The organism is Pseudomonas sp. GW822-FHT03F08 (genome assembly GCF_058801265.1).
This window is the reverse complement of the sequence record NZ_JBXANC010000015.1, coordinates 18,246-37,523: the sequence shown is the minus strand read 5'-3', so window position 1 is coordinate 37,523 and position 19,278 is coordinate 18,246. Positions and strand designations below refer to the sequence as shown.

The window sequence follows — 19,278 nt, the reverse complement described above, 5'->3', positions numbered from 1 at the left end:
TCTTCCTATATGAATAGATCTTCCGCGTTGCTCCTTGCTTTTGTCTTCCTCAGCGGCTGCCAGGCCTTGGCCCCCGTTTCGCACGATGGCACCTCATCGGTCGAAGACACCACGCCAGCCCCTGAAAAGCCCAAGGTTTACAGCTCGTTCAGCGAGGAAACGGTGTTCAGCCTGCTGAGTGCCGAACTCGCCGGCCAGCGCAATCGTTTCGACATTGCCCTGGACAACTACGTGACCCAGGCCATCAACACCCAGGATCCGGGTGTTTCCGAGCGGGCGTTCCGCATTGCCGAGTACCTGGGCGCGGATCAACCGGCGCTGGATACCGCATTGATCTGGGCAAAAAACGCCCCGGATGACCTCGAAGCGCAACGCGCCGCCGCCGTGCAACTGGCTCGCGCCGGGCGCTATGACGACTCGATGGTCTATATGGAGAAAGTCCTGCAGGGCAAGGGCGACACCCATTTCGACTTCCTCGCGCTGTCGGCCGCCGACACCGATCAGGAAACCCGCAACGGTCTGATGAAAAGTTTCGACCGTCTGTTGCAGCGTCACCCGCACAACAATCAGCTGATTTTCGGCAAGGCCCTGCTGATGCAGCAGGATGGCGACACCAAAGGTGCGCTGGCCCTGCTCGAAGACAATCCGCCAGATGACGGCGAAATCGCCCCGATCCTGCTGCGCGCCCGCCTGTTGCAAGGGCTGAACCGTGGCGACGAGGCCCTGCCGCTGCTGCAGAAAAACATCAAGAAGTACCCGGACGACAAGCGCCTGCGCCTGACTTACGCGCGGATGCTGGTGGAACAGGACCGGATGGATGACGCCAAGGTCGAATTCTCGACCCTGGTCCAGCAATACCCGGAAGACGACGAACTGCGTTACTCGCTGGCACTGGTCTGCCTGGAAGCCAAGGCCTGGGATGAGGCCAAGGGTTACCTGGAAGACCTGATCGCCCGCGAAAGCCATGTCGATTCCGCGCACCTGAACCTGGGCCGCATCGCCGAAGAACGCAACGACCCGCAAGGCGCGCTGATCGAGTACGCCCAGGTCGGACCGGGAAACGACTATCTGCCGGCGCAACTGCGTCAGGCCGATATTCTGATGAACAACGGCAAGACCGCCGAAGCCCAGAGCAAGCTGGCCGCCGAACGTGATGCGCAGCCGGATTACGCGATCCAGTTGTACCTGATCGAGGCCGAGACCCTGTCCGCCAACAATCAGGGCGACAAGGCCTGGAAAACCCTGCAACAGGCGTTGCTGCAATACCCGGATGATCTGAATCTGCTCTACACCCGGGCAATGCAGGCGGAAAAACGCAACGACCTGGCACAGATGGAAAAAGACCTGCGCCTGATCATCAAGCGCGATCCGGACAATGCCATGGCCCTCAACGCCCTCGGCTACACCCTGTCCGACCGCACCACCCGCTACGCCGAAGCCAAGGCGCTGATCGAGCAGGCCCATCAGATCAATCCGGAAGACCCGGCGGTACTCGACAGCCTCGGCTGGGTGAATTTCCGCATGGGCAACCTGGATGACGCCGAGAAGTACCTGCGCCAGGCCCTCGAGCGCTTCCCCGATCACGAAGTCGCCGCTCACCTGGGCGAAGTCCTGTGGACCAAGGGCAATCAGCGCGAAGCGAAACAAATCTGGGGCAAGTTCCTCAAGGATCAGCCCGACAGCACCATTCTGCGCAGCACCATCAAGCGCCTGACCGGATCCGAGACTCTTTAACTCATGTTTTTGCGCCACGTCATAGTTTTCAGCTTCATCGCCCTGCTCGCCGGTTGCGCGGGTTTTGGCGCTCGCGAATCGGTCGAGGGCCATGGCAGCCCGGCACAATGGGCCGCTAACAAACAGCAACTGACCGGCCTCGATGGCTGGCAGATCGACGGCAAGATCGGTATCCGCGCCCCGAAAGACTCGGGCAGCGGCACGCTGTTCTGGCTGCAGCGCCAGGATTATTACGACATCCGCCTGTCCGGCCCGCTGGGTCGCGGCGCTGCGCGGTTGACCGGTCGCCCGGGCAAAGTCTCGCTGGAAGTCGCCAACCAGGGCCGCTATGACGCGCAGTCCCCGGAAGTCCTGCTGGAAGAACAGCTCGGCTGGAAATTGCCGGTATCGAACCTGGCCTGGTGGGTTCGCGGCCTGCCGGCTCCGGCCAGCAAGAGCCGCCTGACCCTCGATGGCGACAGTCGCCTGGCCAATCTGGAGCAGGACGGCTGGCAGGTCGAATACCTGGGTTATGCCGAACAAAATGGTTACTGGTTGCCCGAGCGGATCAAACTGCACGGCACCGACCTGGACGTGACGCTGGTCATCAAGACCTGGCAACCGCGTAAATTGGGGCAATAAGCATGACCGCTCCACGCCTGACGCTGCCTTCTCCGGCCAAACTCAACCTGATGCTGCACATTCTCGGTCGCCGTGAAGACGGCTATCACGAGTTGCAGACGATTTTTCAGTTCCTCGACTACGGCGACGAAATCACCTTCGCAGTGCGCGACGATGGCGTGATTCGCCTGCACACCGAATTCGACGGCGTGCCCCACGACAGCAACCTGATCGTACGGGCGGCGAAAAAACTTCAGGAACAATCCGGTTGCGCCCTCGGCATCGATATCTGGATCGACAAGATCCTGCCGATGGGCGGTGGCATCGGTGGCGGCAGCTCGAATGCGGCGACCACGCTGCTCGGCCTCAATCATCTATGGCAGTTGGGCTGGGATGAAGATCGGCTGGCAACACTGGGCCTGAGCCTGGGTGCCGACGTCCCGGTTTTCGTGCGCGGGCACGCGGCTTTCGCCGAAGGTGTCGGCGAGAAACTGACCCCTGTCGAGCCTGTCGAACCGTGGTATGTCGTGCTCGTTCCGCAAGTCTCTGTTAGTACGGCAGAAATTTTTTCAGATCCGTTGTTGACACGTAACACGCCGCCCATTAAAGTGCGCCCCGTTCCCGAGGGAAACAGTCGAAATGACTGCTTGCCGGTGGTAGCAAGGCGTTATCCAGAAGTACGTAACGCATTGAATTTGTTAGGTAATTTTACCGAAGCAAAACTCACCGGAACTGGAAGTTGTGTGTTTGGGGGCTTCCCAAGCAAAGCTGAAGCTGATAAAGTCTCGGCCCTTCTGACAGAGACCCTTACAGGGTTTGTAGCGAAAGGAAGCAACGTTTCGATGTTGCATCGCAAGCTGCAAAGTCTGCTCTAAAGGAACCAAGTGCCCGGCACTTGCAAGCAACAGATACAGGGGCGTCGCCAAGCGGTAAGGCAGCAGGTTTTGATCCTGCCATGCGTTGGTTCGAATCCAGCCGCCCCTGCCATTTTCCTATACTCATCCAGGTATACCCTCAGCCTTCAGGTACTGCGCGTGTCCAAGATGATGGTCTTTACGGGGAACGCTAACCCCGATCTGGCTCGGCGTGTTGTACGTCAGCTGCATATCCCTCTCGGTGACATCTCTGTCGGTAAATTCTCCGACGGCGAAATTACAGCCGAGATCAATGAAAACGTTCGCGGTAAAGACGTTTTCATTATTCAGCCGACTTGCGCTCCGACCAACGATAACCTGATGGAACTGGTAGTGATGGCTGACGCCTTCCGCCGCTCCTCGGCTACTCGTATCACTGCTGTTATTCCTTATTTTGGTTATGCCCGTCAGGATCGCCGTCCGCGTTCCGCACGTGTGGCTATCAGCGCGAAAGTCGTCGCTGACATGCTTACCGTAGTCGGCATCGACCGTGTTCTCACGGTTGATCTGCATGCTGACCAGATTCAGGGTTTCTTCGATATTCCGGTAGATAACATCTACGGCTCCCCGGTTCTGGTGGATGACATCGAAGATCAGCGCTTCGAGAACCTGATGATCGTGTCCCCGGACATTGGTGGCGTCGTGCGTGCACGTGCCGTTGCCAAGTCCCTGGGCGTGGATCTCGGGATCATCGACAAACGCCGTGAGAAAGCCAATCACTCTGAAGTGATGCATATCATCGGTGATGTCGAAGGGCGTACCTGCATTCTGGTCGATGACATGGTCGATACCGCCGGCACTCTGTGCCACGCGGCCAAGGCCCTGAAAGAGCATGGCGCAGCCAAGGTCTTTGCCTACTGCACACACCCTGTGCTGTCGGGTCGGGCCATCGAGAATATCGAAAATTCCGTGCTGGACGAGCTGGTGGTCACTAACACCATCCCGCTGTCCGCTGCAGCACAAGCCTGTGCACGTATCCGTCAACTGGATATCGCACCGGTTGTTGCCGAAGCGGTTCGCCGCATCAGCAATGAAGAATCGATCAGCGCGATGTTCCGTTAAGGGCCCTGCCCTTCTCGAAATGTCTCGTTGACGAAAAGCGCCCCGCCCCGGCATTCCTGCCGGGGCGGGGCTTTTTTGCCCATACCGTGTTCGGCGCTGGTCGCAAACGCCACTCGGTCATGGCTATTTTGGAGATACAAAATGAACGATTTTACTCTGAATGCTGAAGCGCGTTCCGACCTGGGGAAAGGTGCGAGCCGCCGCCTGCGTCGTCTCGCCGCCCTGGTTCCAGCTGTTGTTTACGGTGGCGACAAAGCCCCTGAATCCATCAGCATGCTGGCCAAAGAAGTTGCCAAACTGCTCGAAAACGAAGCGGCTTACAGCCACATCATCGAGCTGAACGTTGGTGGCACCAAGCAAAACGTGATCATCAAAGCTCTGCAACGTCACCCGGCCAAAGGCCACGTGATGCACGCTGACTTCGTACGCGTTGTAGCTGGCCAGAAACTGACCGCTATCGTTCCTGTGCACTTCATCAACGAAGCTGCTCCAGTGAAGAAAGGCGGCGAAATCTCGCACGTTGTTGCCGAGATCGAAGTTTCCTGCCTGCCGAAAGATCTGCCTGAGTTCATCGAAGTCGACCTGGCTGACGCTGAAATCGGTTCGATCATTCACCTGTCGAACATCAAAGCCCCTAAAGGCGTTGAGTTCGTTGCTCTGGCTCACGGTAACGACCTGGCTGTTGCCAACGTCCACGCTCCACGTGTTGCTCCAGAAGCTGCCGAAGGCGCAGCAGAGTAATTCACTCTGTGAAGCCGGAGTGAGCAGGTAACATCGCGGACTGGAACGTAGCGAGAAAGCGGGCGAGAACGCGGAGTTTACATCCATGGTAAATGAGCATTTTTCGTCCACTTTCGCCGCCTTCCCTGATCGCGGCGATGTTATCCACCACTCCAAGGAAGGGCCCCTATCGTGACTGCCATCAAACTGATCGTTGGCCTGGGAAATCCAGGCGCTGAATACGAACAGACCCGGCATAACGCAGGGGCCCTTTTTGTTGAGCGCATCGCCCACGCACAGAATGTGAATCTCGTGGCCGATCGCAAGTATTTCGGCCTGACCGGGCGGTTTTCGCATCAGGGTCAGGATGTTCGCCTGCTGATTCCCACCACCTACATGAACCGCAGCGGCCAGGCCGTGGCGGCACTCGCCGGTTTCTTCCGCATCAAGCCTGAAGAAATCCTGGTGGCGCACGACGAACTCGATCTGCCTCCGGGCGTCGCCAAACTCAAGGTTGGCGGCGGTCATGGCGGTCACAACGGATTGCGCGACATCATTGCGCAATTGGGCAATCAGAATACGTTCCACCGCCTGCGGCTTGGCATCGGCCACCCGGGCGTCGCCAGTATGGTTTCAAATTTCGTCCTGGGTCGTGCGCCACGCGCCGAACAGGAAAAACTCGATGCCAGCATCGACTTTGCCCTCGGCGTGCTGCCGGATATCCTCGCCGGTGAATGGAACCGTGCGATGAAAAACCTGCACAGCCAGAAGGCCTGACTCTTATCCGAGGGGAAACACCATGGGATTCAATTGCGGCATCGTCGGCCTGCCTAACGTCGGCAAGTCCACCCTGTTCAACGCCCTGACCAAATCCGGGATCGCGGCCGAGAACTTCCCCTTCTGCACCATCGAGCCGAACAGCGGCATCGTGCCGATGCCGGATCCGCGTCTGGACGCCCTGGCGGCCATCGTCAACCCGAAGCGCATCCTGCCGACCACCATGGAATTCGTCGACATCGCAGGCCTGGTAGCCGGCGCCTCGAAAGGTGAAGGCCTGGGTAACAAGTTCCTGGCCAACATCCGTGAAACCGACGCGATCGCTCACGTCGTGCGCTGCTTCGAAGACGAAAACGTGATCCACGTTTCCAACAGCGTCGACCCGAAGCGCGACATCGAAATCATCGACCTGGAACTGATCTTCGCCGACCTCGACAGCTGCGAGAAGCAACTGCAGAAAGTCGCGCGCAATGCCAAGGGCGGTGACAAGGACGCAGTCGTTCAGAAAGCCCTGCTGGAGCAACTGATCGCTCACTTCACAGAAGCCAAGCCTGCGCGCAGCCTGATGAAGAACATGAGCGCCGATGAGAAAGCGGTGATCAAAGGCTTCCACCTGCTGACCACCAAGCCGGTCATGTACATCGCCAACGTCGCTGAAGACGGTTTCGAGAACAACCCGCACCTGGACGTGGTCAAGGCCATCGCCGAAGAAGAAGGCGCCATGGTCGTTCCGGTCTGCAACAAGATCGAAGCGGAAATCGCCGAGCTGGACGACGGTGAAGAGAAAGACATGTTCCTCGAGGCCCTGGGCCTGGAAGAGCCTGGTCTGAACCGTGTGATCCGCGCCGGCTACGAAATGCTGCACCTGCAGACCTACTTCACCGCCGGTGTCGAAGAAGTCCGCGCCTGGACCGTCCGCGTCGGTGCCACCGCACCACAAGCTGCTGGCGTGATCCACACCGACTTCGAGAAAGGCTTCATCCGCGCCGAAGTGATCGCCTACAACGACTTCATCCAGTACAAGGGCGAAGCGGGCACCAAGGAAGCCGGTAAATGGCGCCTGGAAGGCAAGGATTACATCGTCAAAGACGGCGACGTGATGCACTTCCGCTTCAACGTGTAAAAGCTGCACCCAAGAAAAAGCCGCGTTTGATACGCGGCTTTTTTGTGCCTGAAATTCAGCCCGTCAGACTTTTTTGGTTCTTGGCAGAAAGATCGCCAGCACCCCGAACAACGGCAGGAACGAGCACAGGAAGTACACGTACTCGATGCCGTGAATGTCCGCGAGATGCCCGAGCAACGCCGCACCAATCCCGCCAAAGCCGAACATCAACCCGAAGAACACGCCGGCAATCATTCCGACGTTGCCCGGCACCAGTTCCTGCGCGTACACCACAATCGCCGAGAACGCCGAAGCGAGGATGAAGCCGATCACCACGCTCAGAACAGTGGTCCAAAACAGGTCGACATGCGGCATGAGCAGCGTGAATGGCGCAACGCCAAGGATCGAGAACCAGATCACCGCCTTGCGCCCGATCTTGTCGCCAATCGGCCCGCCGAAGAACGTGCCTGCCGCCACCGCGCCAAGAAACAGAAACAGGTGCAACTGCGAACTGGCCACCGACAGGTCGAACTTCTCGATCAGGTAAAAGGTGAAGTAACTGGTCAGGCTGGCCATGTAGAAATACTTGGAGAACACCAGCAATCCAAGCACCACCAGCGCGCTGGTCACCCTGCCCTTCGACAACCCGTGAGTCGCCGCCTGGCCAGCCTTGAGCTTGAACAGGTTCAGGTGATGGGCGTACCAACGGCTGATGCGGTACAGCACGAACAGCGCAAACACGGCGAACAGCCCGAACCACGCCACATTGCCCTGGCCAAAAGGAATGATGATTGCCGCCGCCAGCAACGGCCCGAATGCCGAACCGGCGTTACCACCGACCTGGAAAGTCGATTGCGCCAGACCGAAGCGCCCGCCCGACGCCAACCGCGCGATACGAGACGCTTCGGGGTGGAAGGTCGAGGAGCCGATGCCGATCAGCGCTGCCGCCAGCAGAATCAGCGGGAAACTGCCGACCATCGACATCATCACTATACCGATCAACGTACACACGGAACCGGCCGGCAACAGCCACGGTTTCGGGTGCCGGTCAGTGTGGTAACCGACCCACGGTTGCAACAGCGAAGCGGTCAATTGGAACGTCAGGGTGATCAGGCCGACCTGGGTGAAGGTCAAGCCGTAGTTGGCCTTGAGCATCGGATAGATCGATGGCAGCACTGACTGGATCAGGTCGTTGATCAAATGCGCCAGCGCCACCGCGCCGATGATGCGCATCACCAGAGGACTGCTTTGTGGAGGAGCGGACGCCGACGCAGCGGCGGTCTGAACGTTGCTGATAGCCATGGGAGTTTCCGTACAGCAGATGGGTGCACACGGGCAGGTGCGTCAATGTGCCATTTTTCGGTGCGCCAGCGCCATCCCCTTAGCCAGCTAACGAACTATTCATTCATCGCAACGCAAGTGATAGCGCAAAGCCATGGTCTGATTCTTGCCTTGCTTCTCCGCTTGAACGCGGCCCCCTTACAAAGGGGATCGAGAATGGGAAGTTTTGCTACAGAGTCTGCCTACAGAGCGGACGAGAGTGGACTTTCGAAGCCTTTTAGCAGGGCACTGATCGCGCTCGCAACGAACGCGATGCACGCCAATGGTGCGTGGTGTCCAGAGGAGTCATGGGGCATGCAGGCTTTCTTATCACCGGGGATCAAATTGCTGGGGCGGTTTGGCTTCGCGCGTAAATTCCAGTTGTTGTTTCTGCTGTTCATTCTGCCGTTGGCCGGTAGCCTGTTGATGATCGGCCAGGACTATCGCGACAAGCTCAACCTGATTTCCGGCGAACGTGCCGGTGTGCGTCAGTTGCTCGCCCTCGATGCGCTCGACAACCTGCTCGCCGCTCAGCGCGACCGCGCTGCCCGCTGGCGTGCCACGGAAACCAACCGCCAACCGACGCCCGCGACTCTCGCCGCCATGGCCGCATTCGATGGCGTGCAACCTGCCGTCGCCCAAGCCACACAGGATCTGGGTAATGCGTTGAAAGCCGAAGGCGCGGAAGGTGAAACACTGGCTCGCTATCAGGCCCTGCAAACCGCCCTCGGTGGTCTGGACTCCAAGAGTCTGGCCGGCGTCGGCTGGTGGCCGGACGGTTACGATCGCTTCACCAACGCCCTCAGTGCCCTGCAAGCGTTGCGCGAACAAATCGCGATGGACAATCGCCTGATCCTCGCGCCATGGCTGGAAACCTATCTGCTGACACAGATTTCCACTCAACATGCACCGGACCTGATCGAACGGGTCGGCCGACTGGCAGCCGTGGGCCAGGCGTCTGTGGTGTCCGGGCAGTTCACCCTGCAAAGCCGCCTGCAACTGCGTGATCTGCGCAGCCGCATCGGCGATGCCCGCGAGCAGCTTGTAAAAACTGCAGGCCTGCTCGAAGCGCGTCTCCCGCCGGCCCTGCAAGGCTGGGCCGGGCAATACCACGACAGCCTCAAGCAGCTGGATGCCGGGTTGAAAGTGCTGGATGACGGCGTCTTCGGCGGCAGTATCAATCTCAAACCTGAAGACTTCGAGCGCAGCCTCGATGCCCTGCTCGGCAACCTCGCCACGCTGCGCCAGCAATCGCTGGTGTCGCTGGATCAGCGCCTGGACGACTACCACGGCTCGGCGATTCGTCAGTTCATCGTTGTGGCGACGGTCTTCGGTTGTCTGCTGCTGGCAGCGCTCTATCTGTTCGTCTGCCTGCAAGCCTCGATCCGTCGCAGCGCCAGCGGCATTACGGTGCTCGCCGAAGCCTTGCGCGACGGCAATCTGAGCCTGCAAGTGCCGGTCGTGGGCCGAGATGAACTGGCGTCGATCAGCACCGCGCTCAACGTGGCCGTGGTGCAACTACGCAACAGCCTGCTGGGCGTCGATCACGAGACCTCGCAACTGAGCAACGCAGTGCGCAGCCTCAACGATCACTCCAGTGGCGCTCTCAGCGAAGTCGAAGCGCAGCAATTGCAGATCAGCCAGATCGCCGCCGCCGCCACGCAATTGGCGGCGACCTCCCAGGGCGTCGCGCAGAGTTGTGAACAAGCCTCCGGCAGCGCCCAGCACACCCGCCGCATCGCCGCCGACAGCAGCCGCGACAGCCAGCGCACCACGGCGAGCATTCAACAGCTCAACCAGCGCCTGAATGAGACTGCTGCCGCGCTAGGCCGCGTCAGCGAGCAAGGCCAACAGATTCAATTGGTGGTCGATACCATTCGTGGCGTCGCCGAGCAAACCAACCTGCTGGCGCTCAACGCCGCCATCGAGGCCGCTCGTGCCGGTGAACAGGGTCGCGGTTTTGCTGTGGTGGCCGACGAGGTGCGCAGCCTCTCGCAACGCACGCAATCGTCCACCGCGCAGATCGCCGGCACCGTCGACAGCTTGCGTGCGACGGTGAATGAAGCGGTAAGCCTGATGGAAGCCGCGTGCGGCCAGGCGCAATCGGATGCCGAAGCCGTCACCGGGCTGGGCGAACGCCTGGGAGAAATCGCCAGCGCCGTGCAGAGCGTCACCGACACCCTCGCGCAAATCGCCACGGCGGTCGAGGAACAGGCGAGCACCGCCGATGAAGTCAGCGGCAATATCCAGCAGGTCGATCAAGCGGCGGTTCGTCTGCTCGAAGGCGCCCGGGCCGTGAACCTCGCGGCGGACACCTTGAGTCAGGGCAGCCACGCCTTGAGTGCGAATACCGGGAGATTTCAGCTGCGATGAAAGCTCTTCCCGCCCCGTTTTTCGGTGCGGGAGGATAAGCGGTTGAAAATAAGAAGAAATATTTTAAATTTACGCTTGACGCTTTTCCATTTCAGGGGAATAATGCGCGCCACTTGGCTACATAGCTCAGTTGGTTAGAGCATAGCATTCATAATGCTGGGGTCCGGGGTTCAAGTCCCTGTGTAGCCACCAAGTACTAAAAACGGCTTACCGAAAGGTAGGCCGTTTTTTTATGCCCGGAGAAAAGTGGCCTACCTCAGTGGGCCGGCCTGATTCCGTAGGAACAGAGCGCGAAAGACGTACGAAGAGGATTATTCGTTCGATCAGGTCCCTGTATCTCGGCAAGTCGGTTTGATCGCTCTCCCGATTGACCGACAAGCTCCCCCGTCTCGTTCCAAAGACAGACAGGGAGTTGTCATGGACCTGGACAAGTACCTTTTCGACGATGAATGGCATCGAAAACGCCCGAACGGCGGTGCCTCATGGGCCGCCTGGTTTCCGCCCCGAGAGCCGGAACCCGTCTACGTTCCAACAGATGAATGGCCAACCCCAAAGCCCCGCGACGATCTGGTATTTGCCAAGTCCTGCACACCGGACAACTGGTGTCGAACGGATGCCGGCACAACACCTGAGCCCGCCTCCAGTTTCGGCAAGGTCATGGTGGCGGGCGCCATGCGTTTTCCCGCTGCCAGTAACGCCGTAGCGAAGGCAATCGGCGCCGATCTGGCCTTGGGGCGCATGGCGGGCGGTGGAATTCTGCAGCAACGTCTCAACTGGGCCATACGGGGCGCAGGCGGGCCGGCCAGTGTGTTCATCCTCGGGATGCTGCCGGCCAGAATGGGCGACGGCACCCTTTATACCGACGAACAATTACGCACCCTACCCCGCGCCACCACTCGCGTGCGCTTCCAGTTCCGGCGTGATGCCGAAGGGGTGATGCAGGTCTACGGCATCCACACCGGCGCCTTTGGCGACGACTCCGTGCGTACCGTAAAAGTCGAGTGGAACAACGACAAGACCGCCATGGAGGCCAAGCTCAACGGCATCACGATTTTGTGGACACCGCAACGCGGGCCGCTGGGATCGATGCCGCCGCTGGTTTATCCGGAACATGGCGAGCCACTGAGCACGATCCTCGTCCACCCGATCGCCGCGAACACCGACAGCCAGATAGAAATCCTGCCCGGCGAAGACATCACCGCCGAGGATTGCATTCTGGTGTTTCCGGCGGAGACCGGGCTGAAGTCGTTGTATGTGGTGTTTTCGAAACCGGCGAGATTGATGCCGGGGACGGTGACAGGGGTTGGGGAGGATGTTTCCGGAATATGGCTCGTCGGAGCAAACTCAGGGGTGGGAGTTCCCATTCCAACAGACGTGGCAGACTCACTGCGGGGACTCGAATTCCAAAGCTTCGACTCGTTCAGAGCGGCCTTTTGGAAAGCCGTTTCGGAGTCAGCCGCGGCAGATCAATTCATCAACCAGAGCGCCGGCCGTATGCGTAAAGGTAAAGCGCCACGCGTGCGAAAAGCCGATAGCGTCGGAGGCAGAAGATCTTACGAGCTTCATCACCTCGAAAAAGTACCCGAGGGCGGCGGCGTCTACGACGTCGATAATCTGCGAGTGAATACGCCGCGAAACCATATCGATATCCATCGGAACGAATAGGTCACCCATGACAGACAATCTACTGAAAGGCAGCATTTCGGAATATACCGAGGTCGAGTTCGTCGCGTTGCTGGAAGAGCTCGCTAGAGAAGATAAAGAAGCCGAAAACGATGATCGCGCTGACTTGCTACTGTTGCACTTCGAGAAAATCAGCGAACACCCAGCCGGGTCGGATCTGATCTATTACCCAGAACCGGGTGCGGATAGCTCCCCTTGGGGGGTAACGCAAATTGTGAAGGACTGGCGAGCGACGCAGGGTTTGCCAGGGTTCAAGCAGTAAACATCTGGCATCGATACTCCAGACGGCTGCGTATCACTAAGCAGTCAAAACGGCTTACCAAAAGGTAAGCCGTTTGTTTATCCCTCGCCCACTAACGCCGCCAGCCCCTTCGCCCAGATCTGCCGCGTGCGCAAACCGACCATCGCCCGCCAGTCCGGATCGGCCGGATAGAACTGCTCCAGCAGATTCAGTTTGATCTCACGCCCCGTCGCATCCAGCGGATCGCCATGCAGATGCAGCCAGTGATCGTCGCGCAAGTAGCGATGCACGTCCGGCCCCGGATAAGTCCCGCACTCGATCACGAACGGCATCAGTTGCACGTCCGGCAGCGCGTTAAGCAACGCCTGCGAGGTGTAACCGGTAGCGGTTGCCGCGACACCGGTTTCGCTCAAAGTCTCGGCACCGGTATGCAGCGTGTAGAGCCACGGGCCGTAGATCGATTGCGCCCGGGCCAGTGCCGGATAAGGCGCCTGAGTGATCGTCAGCAGCATCGGATGACCGTACTCGCCGGCGCCGGTGTGCAGGTCGAAACACATCACGGTTTCAGCACCGGCCAGGTGGTTCTCGATGATCTGATGCAGCGTGCGATTCGACCAGCTCGGGGCAAAGCCTCCGAAAAACAGCCCATCGGGATGACTGTGCTGGCCGCCCTCGACAATCGACATCACCGCCGGCCAGCCGTGCTCGGCGATTTGCCCATCGAGCAAGGCATCGGCGCACTGCCGCTCGGGGCCGTTCAAATCGGTGCAGGCGTAGATCTCATGCAGCGCGGCGTAGGCCTGGTTGTCCGGAAGCGGTTGATTGAAATCCAGATGATTACGATTGAGGTCGATGTTGTCTTCGTTGACCCGCCGCAACCATGCGGTGCCCCACGGATTGATCAGGTGAATCATCACCACCGCCACATCCTTCGGCAGCGAACCAGGGGTGAAATGCTTCAACCAGTCGATCTGACATTCCGAACCGTAGTAGCCCTCCACCCCGTGGGTGCCGCTGAGCGCCACCAGACGCCGTTTAGCCTGCGGATCTCCCAGCACCGCCACATCGGTGCTCAGCGGCTCGCCAAACGGCCCGCAGCGCGGATGTGCGTAGGAGGTGAGCGTCGCACCGGCCGCGGTGGCCGCGGCAAGAAACTGTTCGCGCTGATGGCGGTAGCTGGACTGGGTCGGAAACTCGCTGTGCATAGTGGCCTCTTGTTGATTGTTCTGGCTTCACGCTTGGCCCTGACCCTACAGAAAATTCGCCAAGGCATGAAGGACAAACATACCGACGGTTTGCGTCCTGTACGGTCGGCCGATACAGTCCGTCAGACTTTTATCCCACGGACGGAGAGCCCCGCGTGTTTCCAGCCCTGCCCCTGAAACGCTTTCGCCTGCCGGCCCTGACGCTGATCGTCAGCGCCATCACCCTCACCGCCTGCAATGCACCGCCCTCCTCGACCTTGCCGCTGGCGCCGGAAGCCGCCTCCGGTTATCGCACTGACCTGCAAGCCAGCCATGCCGAAAAACACATGGCCGCCGCTGCCAATCCGCTGGCTGCCGAAGCCGGTCGCGAGATGTTGCGTCAGGGTGGCTCGGCCATCGATGCCGCCATCGCGATGCAAGCCGTGTTGACCCTGGTCGAACCGCAGTCCTCCGGGATCGGCGGTGGCGCGATGATCGTGCTGTGGGATGGCAAGCAGGTGCGCACCTACGACGGTCGCGAAACCGCACCGTCCGGCGCGACCGAGAAGCTGTTCCTGCAGGCCGATGGAAAACCGATGCCGTTCCCGCAGGCGCAGATCGGCGGACGCTCTGTCGGCACACCGGGTGTGATGCGTGCGCTGGAACTGGCGCACAAACAACAGGGCCGCTTGCCGTGGGCGACATTGTTTGCACCGGCAATCAAACTGGCCGAACAGGGCTTTGCGATCTCCCCTCGCCTGCATTCGCTGCTGGAGTCCGACCCGGTGGTGCGTCGTTCGCCGGACATGGCCAGGTATTTCTTGAACAACGACGGCAGCGTCAAAGCCGTTGGCACCCGACTGCAAAACCCGGCGTTGGCCGCCGTGCTCAAACGCATCGCCAACGAAGGTGCGGACGCTCTGTACAAAGGCCCGATCGCCGAAGAAATCGTGGCCAAGGTTCAGGGCCACGCCAACCCCGGCAGCCTGTCACTGAACGACCTTCAGCACTATCAGGCCAAGGAGCGCGCGCCACTGTGCACCGACTACAAGCGCTGGCAGGTTTGCGGGATGCCGCCACCGTCATCAGGCGGGATTGCGGTGGCGCAGATTCTCGGCACCTTGCAGGCGCTGGAAACCCGCGACCCGCGTCTGTCCCTGACACCGCTCAAACCGGCGCAAACCGATAAACCGGCCGGCCTCGAACCTGCGCCGCAAGCCGTCCACCTGATCGCCGAAGCCGAACGACTGGCCTACGCCGACCGCGCGCAATATGTAGCCGATACCGACTTCGTACCGGTGCCGGTCAAAGGTCTGGTCGATCCGGGTTATCTGGCCAGCCGCGCGAGCCTGATCGGCGAACGCAGCATGGGTACCGCCAAGCCCGGTACCCCACCGGGCGTGCAGGTTGCCTACGCACCGGATCGCTCGCCGCTACGCATCTCAACCTCGCAAGTGGTGGCGGTGGATGACTTCGGTGGCGCGGTGTCGATGACCACCACCATCGAAGCGGCATTCGGCTCGCACCTGATGGTTCAGGGCTTTTTGCTCAACAACCAGATGACCGACTTCTCGTTCATCCCCGAAGAGAACGGACAGAAAGTCGCCAACCGTGTGGAACCCGGCAAACGCCCTCGCTCGTCAATGGCACCGACCCTGATCTTTGATCGCAGCAGCGGCGAGTTCGTCGCCACCGTCGGCTCTCCGGGCGGCTCGCAGATCATCGAATACGTGGCCAAAACCACCGTCGGCCTGCTCGACTGGAACCTCGACCCGCAAAGCGCCATCAGCCTGCCCAACTTCGGCAGCCGCAACGGTCCGACAGAACTGGAACAGGGCCAGTTCACCCCGGCACTGATCCAGGCGCTCAAGGACAAGGGTCATACCGTCAGCGAAATCGACATGACCAGCGGCACCCAGGCCATCGTGCGGGTCAAGGATGCGCAGGGGAAGGCAACGCTGGCCGGTGGGGCGGATCCTCGGCGTGAAGGGGAAGCGTTGGGGGATTGAGCTTGCCCTTGGGGCAAGCTTTAACCTCGAGTCCGAGCAGCCAACAGGAGAGGTTCATGCTTACCATCGGACAAATGGCCCGCAGCCACGGGCTCACCACCAAGACCTTGCGTCATTACGACAGCATTGGTTTGTTCAGCCCGGCAGTCACCGGGCGTGACAACGGCTATCGCTATTACCGCCCGGAGCAGATTGTCACGCTTGGGCGGATCATCTGGCTCAAACAATTGGGCATGGCGCTGGAAGACATTCGTTCCCTTGCCTCAAGTGGGGGCCTGGACAGCGTCATCAACCTGCGCGAGTCCCTTGAAAACCACGCTCGGCAGTTGAAGGCCGATATCCAGCGTAGCGAAAACATCCTGGGACAACTGACCCGCTACCTCGCGCAACCGGATCGTGAATTACCCGCCATGCAGACACCTCAGCGCATTGCCTGCCCCGAGTTGCGCATCATGGGGATGTCCTGGCAGCAGGAAGATGAAGGCACCATCGCCCAGATGTGGCAACGCTTCGTACCACGAGAAAGTGAGATCGATCGGCTGCACGACCCGATCGGCACCTTCGGTGTATGCCAACCGCTGGAGGACGGCCAGTGGCGCTATATCGCCGGACTGCCGGTGGGTGCCGATGCGCCTCTGGTCGCAGGCATGGTAGAGCTGCGGATACCGGCGCGTGACTATGCCCGCGTTGAACACCACGGCACTGTCACCACGTTGCCGGAAACCTTCCGCGCCGCCTACAGCGAATGGCTGCCCGCTGCCGGCATGGCACCGGCCGAAGGCATCGAGTTCGAATACTGCGGAGAACGTTTCTTCGGCCCGATGGACCCGCGCAGCGTGGTTGAAATCTACATTCCGCTGAGGAGTTGATGACAACGAAAGAGGCTTCAGGCGCCGCCTGGTTTCCAGTCAACGATTAGCCACCAGATGCGCACCGAACAGCAAATAACAGCCACCCGCCAACCGATCCAGCCATGTGCGTGAGCGCTCGTAAACGCCAGCAATCCGTCGACTGGCGAAAAACAGCGCCACACTGCAATACCAACTGAAGGACAGCGTTGCCATGGTCAGTACCGCCAGCGCCAGCAACATCGGTGGTACATGGACCGGCATGGCGGTGGCGAAGATCGTCGCCACGAACAGCGCCGATTTGGGGTTGGTCATGTTGCCCAGAAAGCCTCGCCAATAGGCACCCAGCAACGTTTGCTCCGGGGCGTCCGGGGCTCCTTGCATGACAGGGGCTCTGCGCTTGAACTGCTTGAGCCCCAGATAAATCAGGTAACAGCCGCCGGCAATCTTGAAACTCAGATAGAGCGCCGGTGCGGCACTGAACAGCGACTGGATGCCCAGCCCCCCGGCCAGCCCCCACAACACTGTCCCGCTGGCCACCCCGAGCGCCGCAACCACACCATGGCGCCGGGAACGGCCAACGGCCAGTTGCGCGATATTGAAAAAATTTGGCCCGGGCGTGACGACCGCAACCGTCCACAACAACGCCAGCGACAGTAACGGAGCAAGGTAACTGGAAAAGGAAAGGTCCATGGGCACGCGCCTGACGGATTAGACAAGACCCTTACCTTGCAACATCCGACAATGACTTGTCATCAAGCGGCGCTCAACCCCCGAGCGTCTTGCCATCCACCGGATTGCCAATCATCAGGAAATGCCCGCCGGCCACGTGGTGCAGAGTGCGCAAGCCGTCATGCCCATCGAAGTGCCAACGTCCATCGCTGAACACCCGTGAATCCGCCTGCGCCGCGATCACCTCTGCCAGGAACAGATCGTATTGTTCATGATTGCGCGGCTCCGGCAGCAACCGACACTCGAGCCACGCCACGCAGCCTTCGAGCAGCGGCGCCTCGATCTGCTCGCCAGCGAAAGTCTGCAAGCCATGGGCCTGAAACTTGTCCCGGCCCTGATCACGATTGATTTCGAGGCCCGAAGTCGAACCGACGGTCTGCACAATGTCGGCCTGATTCACGCAAGGAACGTTGAGAACGAAGGTGCCGGACGCTTCGAGCAATTGCCGGGTCCAGGTCGACTTGTCCAGCACCACCGCGACTTTCGGCGGTTCGAAATCCAGCGGCATGGCCCAGGCGGCAGCCATGATGTTGCGCTGCCCGTCATGGGCGGCGCTGACCAGCACGGTCGGCCCGTGATTGAGCAAACGGTAGGCTTTGTTCAGGGGAACCGGGCGAAGGAAGGATTCGCTCATGGGATCTGCTCCGGGAAAAAGAGCCGATTGTAGCGGGATAAAAACAGCGAAGGGATTGCCTTGGACAATCCCTTCGCCTGGCAGGCATCAGCTGGATAACTGGTTGGCGAACTGGCCGACCGCGTTCACCACTTTCTGCGCGCCATCCTGGATCTCGACGATCACCGTACCGGCCTCTGCCGCCAGCGCCAGCCCTTGCTCGGCCTGAAGCTTGCCATCGGTCATCAGCGCCACGGCGTTGCGCGCCATGTCCTGGTTCTGACGCACCACACCAACGATTTCCTCGGTTGCCTGGCTGGTGCGCGAGGCCAGTTGCCGTACTTCGTCGGCCACCACCGCAAAACCACGGCCCTGTTCGCCTGCACGGGCGGCTTCAATGGCGGCGTTGAGCGCCAGCAGGTTGGTCTGCTCGGCAATGCCGCTGATGGTCTTGACGATGGTGCCGATCACCTGCGATTGCTCGTTCAGCGCCTCGATGCCTTCGCCGGCGGTCTGCATGTGCCGCGACAGGTCGCGCATCACGTTGACCGCTTCGGTGACCACACGGGTTCCGCGCTGGGCGGTGCTGTCGGTCTGCAAGGACGTGCTGTAGGCGATGTTGGCGGCCTCGGCGACGGCTTGCTCCTGATTGACCTGATCGGTGATCACGGTGGCGAACTTCACCACTTTGTAGAGTTTTTCGTTGGCGTCGAGTACCGGGTTGTAGGACGCTTCCAGCCAGACGATCCGGCCATGCTGATCGACGCGCTTGAATCGTCCGGCAACGTACTCACCGTTGTTCAAGCGGCGCCAGAAGTTCTGGTACTCGGCACTGTTGTACTCATCCGGTTCGCAGAACATACGGTGATGTTTGCCCTTGATCTGCGCCAGGCTGTAGCCCATCCCCTGGAGAAACCGGTCGTTGGCACTCAGCACGTTACCGTTGAGGTCGAACTCGATCACCGCCGTCGAACGCACCAGCGCGCCAATCAGGTTCTCGTGCTCGCGGGAGGCTTCGATGGTGCGGGTCAGGTCGCTGGAGAAAATCGAGAAATGCTTGATCCGTCCGTCTGATGAGCGGATCGGCTGAGCGATCGAACGCAGCCACGCCTCTTCGCCATTGCCGCGCGACAGACGCACGGCACCGGCGAAATGCTCGCCCCGGGTCAGTGCAGACTTGAAACGGTGATGAAATTCGTCGGACTTCACATGGGCCGGCACGATGTCTTCGATCGCGCGGCCGACCAGGTCCTGGCTCTTGTAGAGCATTTCATTGAGGAAGTTCTGGTTGACCGATTGAATCCGTCCGTCGGGCTCAAGGGTCAGCACCAGCATCTCGCTTTCCAGGCTCTCCTTCACTTGCAGA

At 60.1% G+C, this 19,278-nt stretch carries 16 protein-coding genes, 2 tRNA genes and 2 pseudogenes; 14 read left to right on the top strand and 6 right to left on the bottom strand.

The window, feature by feature from the left end; translation table 11 throughout:
- Window positions 1-9: 9 nt before the first annotated feature.
- The 8 genes from AC1RME_RS28260 (at window position 10) to ychF (ending at window position 6,930) form a co-directional block, all read left to right on the top strand.
- A complete protein-coding gene (locus tag AC1RME_RS28260) occupies window positions 10-1,734 on the top strand; it encodes a tetratricopeptide repeat protein (RefSeq protein ID WP_096822734.1) in 1,725 nt (574 codons plus the stop codon).
- Between the two features lie 3 nt (window positions 1,735-1,737).
- Complete coding sequence (gene lolB, locus AC1RME_RS28255) at window positions 1,738-2,355, top strand: lipoprotein insertase outer membrane protein LolB (protein ID WP_096822732.1); 618 nt, start codon at window positions 1,738-1,740, stop codon at window positions 2,353-2,355.
- A gap of 2 nt (window positions 2,356-2,357) precedes the next feature.
- On the top strand, window positions 2,358-3,209 hold the full coding sequence (gene ispE, locus AC1RME_RS28250) for a 4-(cytidine 5'-diphospho)-2-C-methyl-D-erythritol kinase (protein ID WP_096822731.1): 852 nt from the start codon (window positions 2,358-2,360) through the stop codon (window positions 3,207-3,209).
- 37 nt (window positions 3,210-3,246) lie between these two features.
- Window positions 3,247-3,321, top strand: a tRNA-Gln gene (locus tag AC1RME_RS28245).
- 47 nt (window positions 3,322-3,368) lie between these two features.
- Complete coding sequence (locus AC1RME_RS28240; protein ID WP_003171603.1) at window positions 3,369-4,310, top strand: ribose-phosphate pyrophosphokinase; 942 nt, start codon at window positions 3,369-3,371, stop codon at window positions 4,308-4,310.
- Between the two features lie 141 nt (window positions 4,311-4,451).
- Window positions 4,452-5,051, top strand: a complete 600-nt coding sequence (locus AC1RME_RS28235) for a 50S ribosomal protein L25/general stress protein Ctc (protein WP_096822729.1) — start codon at window positions 4,452-4,454, stop codon at window positions 5,049-5,051.
- Window positions 5,052-5,222: 171 nt separating this feature from the next.
- Window positions 5,223-5,807: an aminoacyl-tRNA hydrolase gene (gene pth, locus AC1RME_RS28230; protein ID WP_007951726.1), complete on the top strand. Its 585-nt coding sequence runs from the start codon at window positions 5,223-5,225 to the stop codon at window positions 5,805-5,807.
- 22 nt (window positions 5,808-5,829) lie between these two features.
- Window positions 5,830-6,930 (top strand): redox-regulated ATPase YchF, encoded by a 1,101-nt coding sequence (gene ychF, locus AC1RME_RS28225; RefSeq protein ID WP_096822727.1) that lies wholly within the window; start codon window positions 5,830-5,832, stop codon window positions 6,928-6,930.
- Window positions 6,931-6,993: 63 nt separating this feature from the next.
- On the opposite strand, the gene AC1RME_RS28220 is transcribed toward ychF, so the two are convergent.
- On the bottom strand, window positions 6,994-8,211 hold the full coding sequence (locus tag AC1RME_RS28220; protein WP_096822726.1) for an MFS transporter: 1,218 nt from the start codon (window positions 8,209-8,211) through the stop codon (window positions 6,994-6,996).
- Between the two features lie 333 nt (window positions 8,212-8,544).
- On the opposite strand from AC1RME_RS28220, the gene AC1RME_RS28215 reads away from it, so the two are divergent.
- From AC1RME_RS28215 to AC1RME_RS28200, 4 genes are all read left to right on the top strand, one after another.
- Window positions 8,545-10,602: a methyl-accepting chemotaxis protein gene (locus AC1RME_RS28215; RefSeq protein WP_493092030.1), complete on the top strand. Its 2,058-nt coding sequence runs from the start codon at window positions 8,545-8,547 to the stop codon at window positions 10,600-10,602.
- Between the two features lie 115 nt (window positions 10,603-10,717).
- A tRNA-Met gene (locus AC1RME_RS28210) sits at window positions 10,718-10,794 on the top strand.
- Between the two features lie 225 nt (window positions 10,795-11,019).
- Window positions 11,020-12,267, top strand: coding sequence for an S-type pyocin domain-containing protein (locus AC1RME_RS28205; RefSeq protein ID WP_493092029.1), 1,248 nt, complete (start codon window positions 11,020-11,022; stop codon window positions 12,265-12,267).
- Between the two features lie 7 nt (window positions 12,268-12,274).
- Window positions 12,275-12,547, top strand: a complete 273-nt coding sequence (locus AC1RME_RS28200) for a bacteriocin immunity protein (RefSeq protein ID WP_096822689.1) — start codon at window positions 12,275-12,277, stop codon at window positions 12,545-12,547.
- Window positions 12,548-12,624: 77 nt separating this feature from the next.
- On the opposite strand, the gene AC1RME_RS28195 is transcribed toward AC1RME_RS28200, so the two are convergent.
- Window positions 12,625-13,731 (bottom strand): DUF2817 domain-containing protein, encoded by a 1,107-nt coding sequence (locus AC1RME_RS28195; protein WP_493092027.1) that lies wholly within the window; start codon window positions 13,729-13,731, stop codon window positions 12,625-12,627.
- A gap of 155 nt (window positions 13,732-13,886) precedes the next feature.
- On the opposite strand from AC1RME_RS28195, the gene ggt reads away from it, so the two are divergent.
- On the top strand, window positions 13,887-15,719 hold the full coding sequence (ggt, locus tag AC1RME_RS28190; protein ID WP_493092026.1) for a gamma-glutamyltransferase: 1,833 nt from the start codon (window positions 13,887-13,889) through the stop codon (window positions 15,717-15,719).
- A gap of 56 nt (window positions 15,720-15,775) precedes the next feature.
- Complete coding sequence (locus AC1RME_RS28185) at window positions 15,776-16,588, top strand: MerR family transcriptional regulator (RefSeq protein WP_493092025.1); 813 nt, start codon at window positions 15,776-15,778, stop codon at window positions 16,586-16,588.
- A 39-nt stretch (window positions 16,589-16,627) separates the two neighbouring features.
- On the opposite strand, the gene AC1RME_RS28180 is transcribed toward AC1RME_RS28185, so the two are convergent.
- The 4 genes and pseudogenes from AC1RME_RS28180 to AC1RME_RS28165 form a co-directional block, all read right to left on the bottom strand.
- Window positions 16,628-17,260 (bottom strand): LysE family translocator, encoded by a 633-nt coding sequence (locus AC1RME_RS28180; RefSeq protein ID WP_096822684.1) that lies wholly within the window; start codon window positions 17,258-17,260, stop codon window positions 16,628-16,630.
- Window positions 17,261-17,333: 73 nt separating this feature from the next.
- Window positions 17,334-17,933, bottom strand: coding sequence for a flavin reductase family protein (locus tag AC1RME_RS28175; RefSeq protein ID WP_493092022.1), 600 nt, complete (start codon window positions 17,931-17,933; stop codon window positions 17,334-17,336).
- An 87-nt stretch (window positions 17,934-18,020) separates the two neighbouring features.
- A pseudogene (locus AC1RME_RS28170) lies at window positions 18,021-18,452 on the bottom strand (methyl-accepting chemotaxis protein); the annotation flags it as partial.
- 108 nt (window positions 18,453-18,560) lie between these two features.
- Window positions 18,561-19,247: pseudogene (locus AC1RME_RS28165) on the bottom strand (PAS domain-containing protein); the annotation flags it as partial.
- Window positions 19,248-19,278: the final 31 nt, after the last annotated feature.

Coding starts and splice junctions, on each gene's coding strand:
- lolB (WP_096822732.1), top strand. CDS start 1,738: ATGTTTTTGCGCCACGTCATAGTTTTCAGCTTCATCGCCCTGCTCGCC.
- AC1RME_RS28175 (WP_493092022.1), bottom strand. CDS start 17,933: ATGAGCGAATCCTTCCTTCGCCCGGTTCCCCTGAACAAAGCCTACCGT.
- AC1RME_RS28235 (WP_096822729.1), top strand. CDS start 4,452: ATGAACGATTTTACTCTGAATGCTGAAGCGCGTTCCGACCTGGGGAAA.
- AC1RME_RS28260 (WP_096822734.1), top strand. CDS start 10: ATGAATAGATCTTCCGCGTTGCTCCTTGCTTTTGTCTTCCTCAGCGGC.
- AC1RME_RS28215 (WP_493092030.1), top strand. CDS start 8,545: ATGCAGGCTTTCTTATCACCGGGGATCAAATTGCTGGGGCGGTTTGGC.
- AC1RME_RS28220 (WP_096822726.1), bottom strand. CDS start 8,211: ATGGCTATCAGCAACGTTCAGACCGCCGCTGCGTCGGCGTCCGCTCCT.
- ychF (WP_096822727.1), top strand. CDS start 5,830: ATGGGATTCAATTGCGGCATCGTCGGCCTGCCTAACGTCGGCAAGTCC.
- AC1RME_RS28185 (WP_493092025.1), top strand. CDS start 15,776: ATGCTTACCATCGGACAAATGGCCCGCAGCCACGGGCTCACCACCAAG.
- AC1RME_RS28195 (WP_493092027.1), bottom strand. CDS start 13,731: ATGCACAGCGAGTTTCCGACCCAGTCCAGCTACCGCCATCAGCGCGAA.
- AC1RME_RS28200 (WP_096822689.1), top strand. CDS start 12,275: ATGACAGACAATCTACTGAAAGGCAGCATTTCGGAATATACCGAGGTC.
- ispE (WP_096822731.1), top strand. CDS start 2,358: ATGACCGCTCCACGCCTGACGCTGCCTTCTCCGGCCAAACTCAACCTG.
- AC1RME_RS28205 (WP_493092029.1), top strand. CDS start 11,020: ATGGACCTGGACAAGTACCTTTTCGACGATGAATGGCATCGAAAACGC.
- AC1RME_RS28180 (WP_096822684.1), bottom strand. CDS start 17,260: ATGGACCTTTCCTTTTCCAGTTACCTTGCTCCGTTACTGTCGCTGGCG.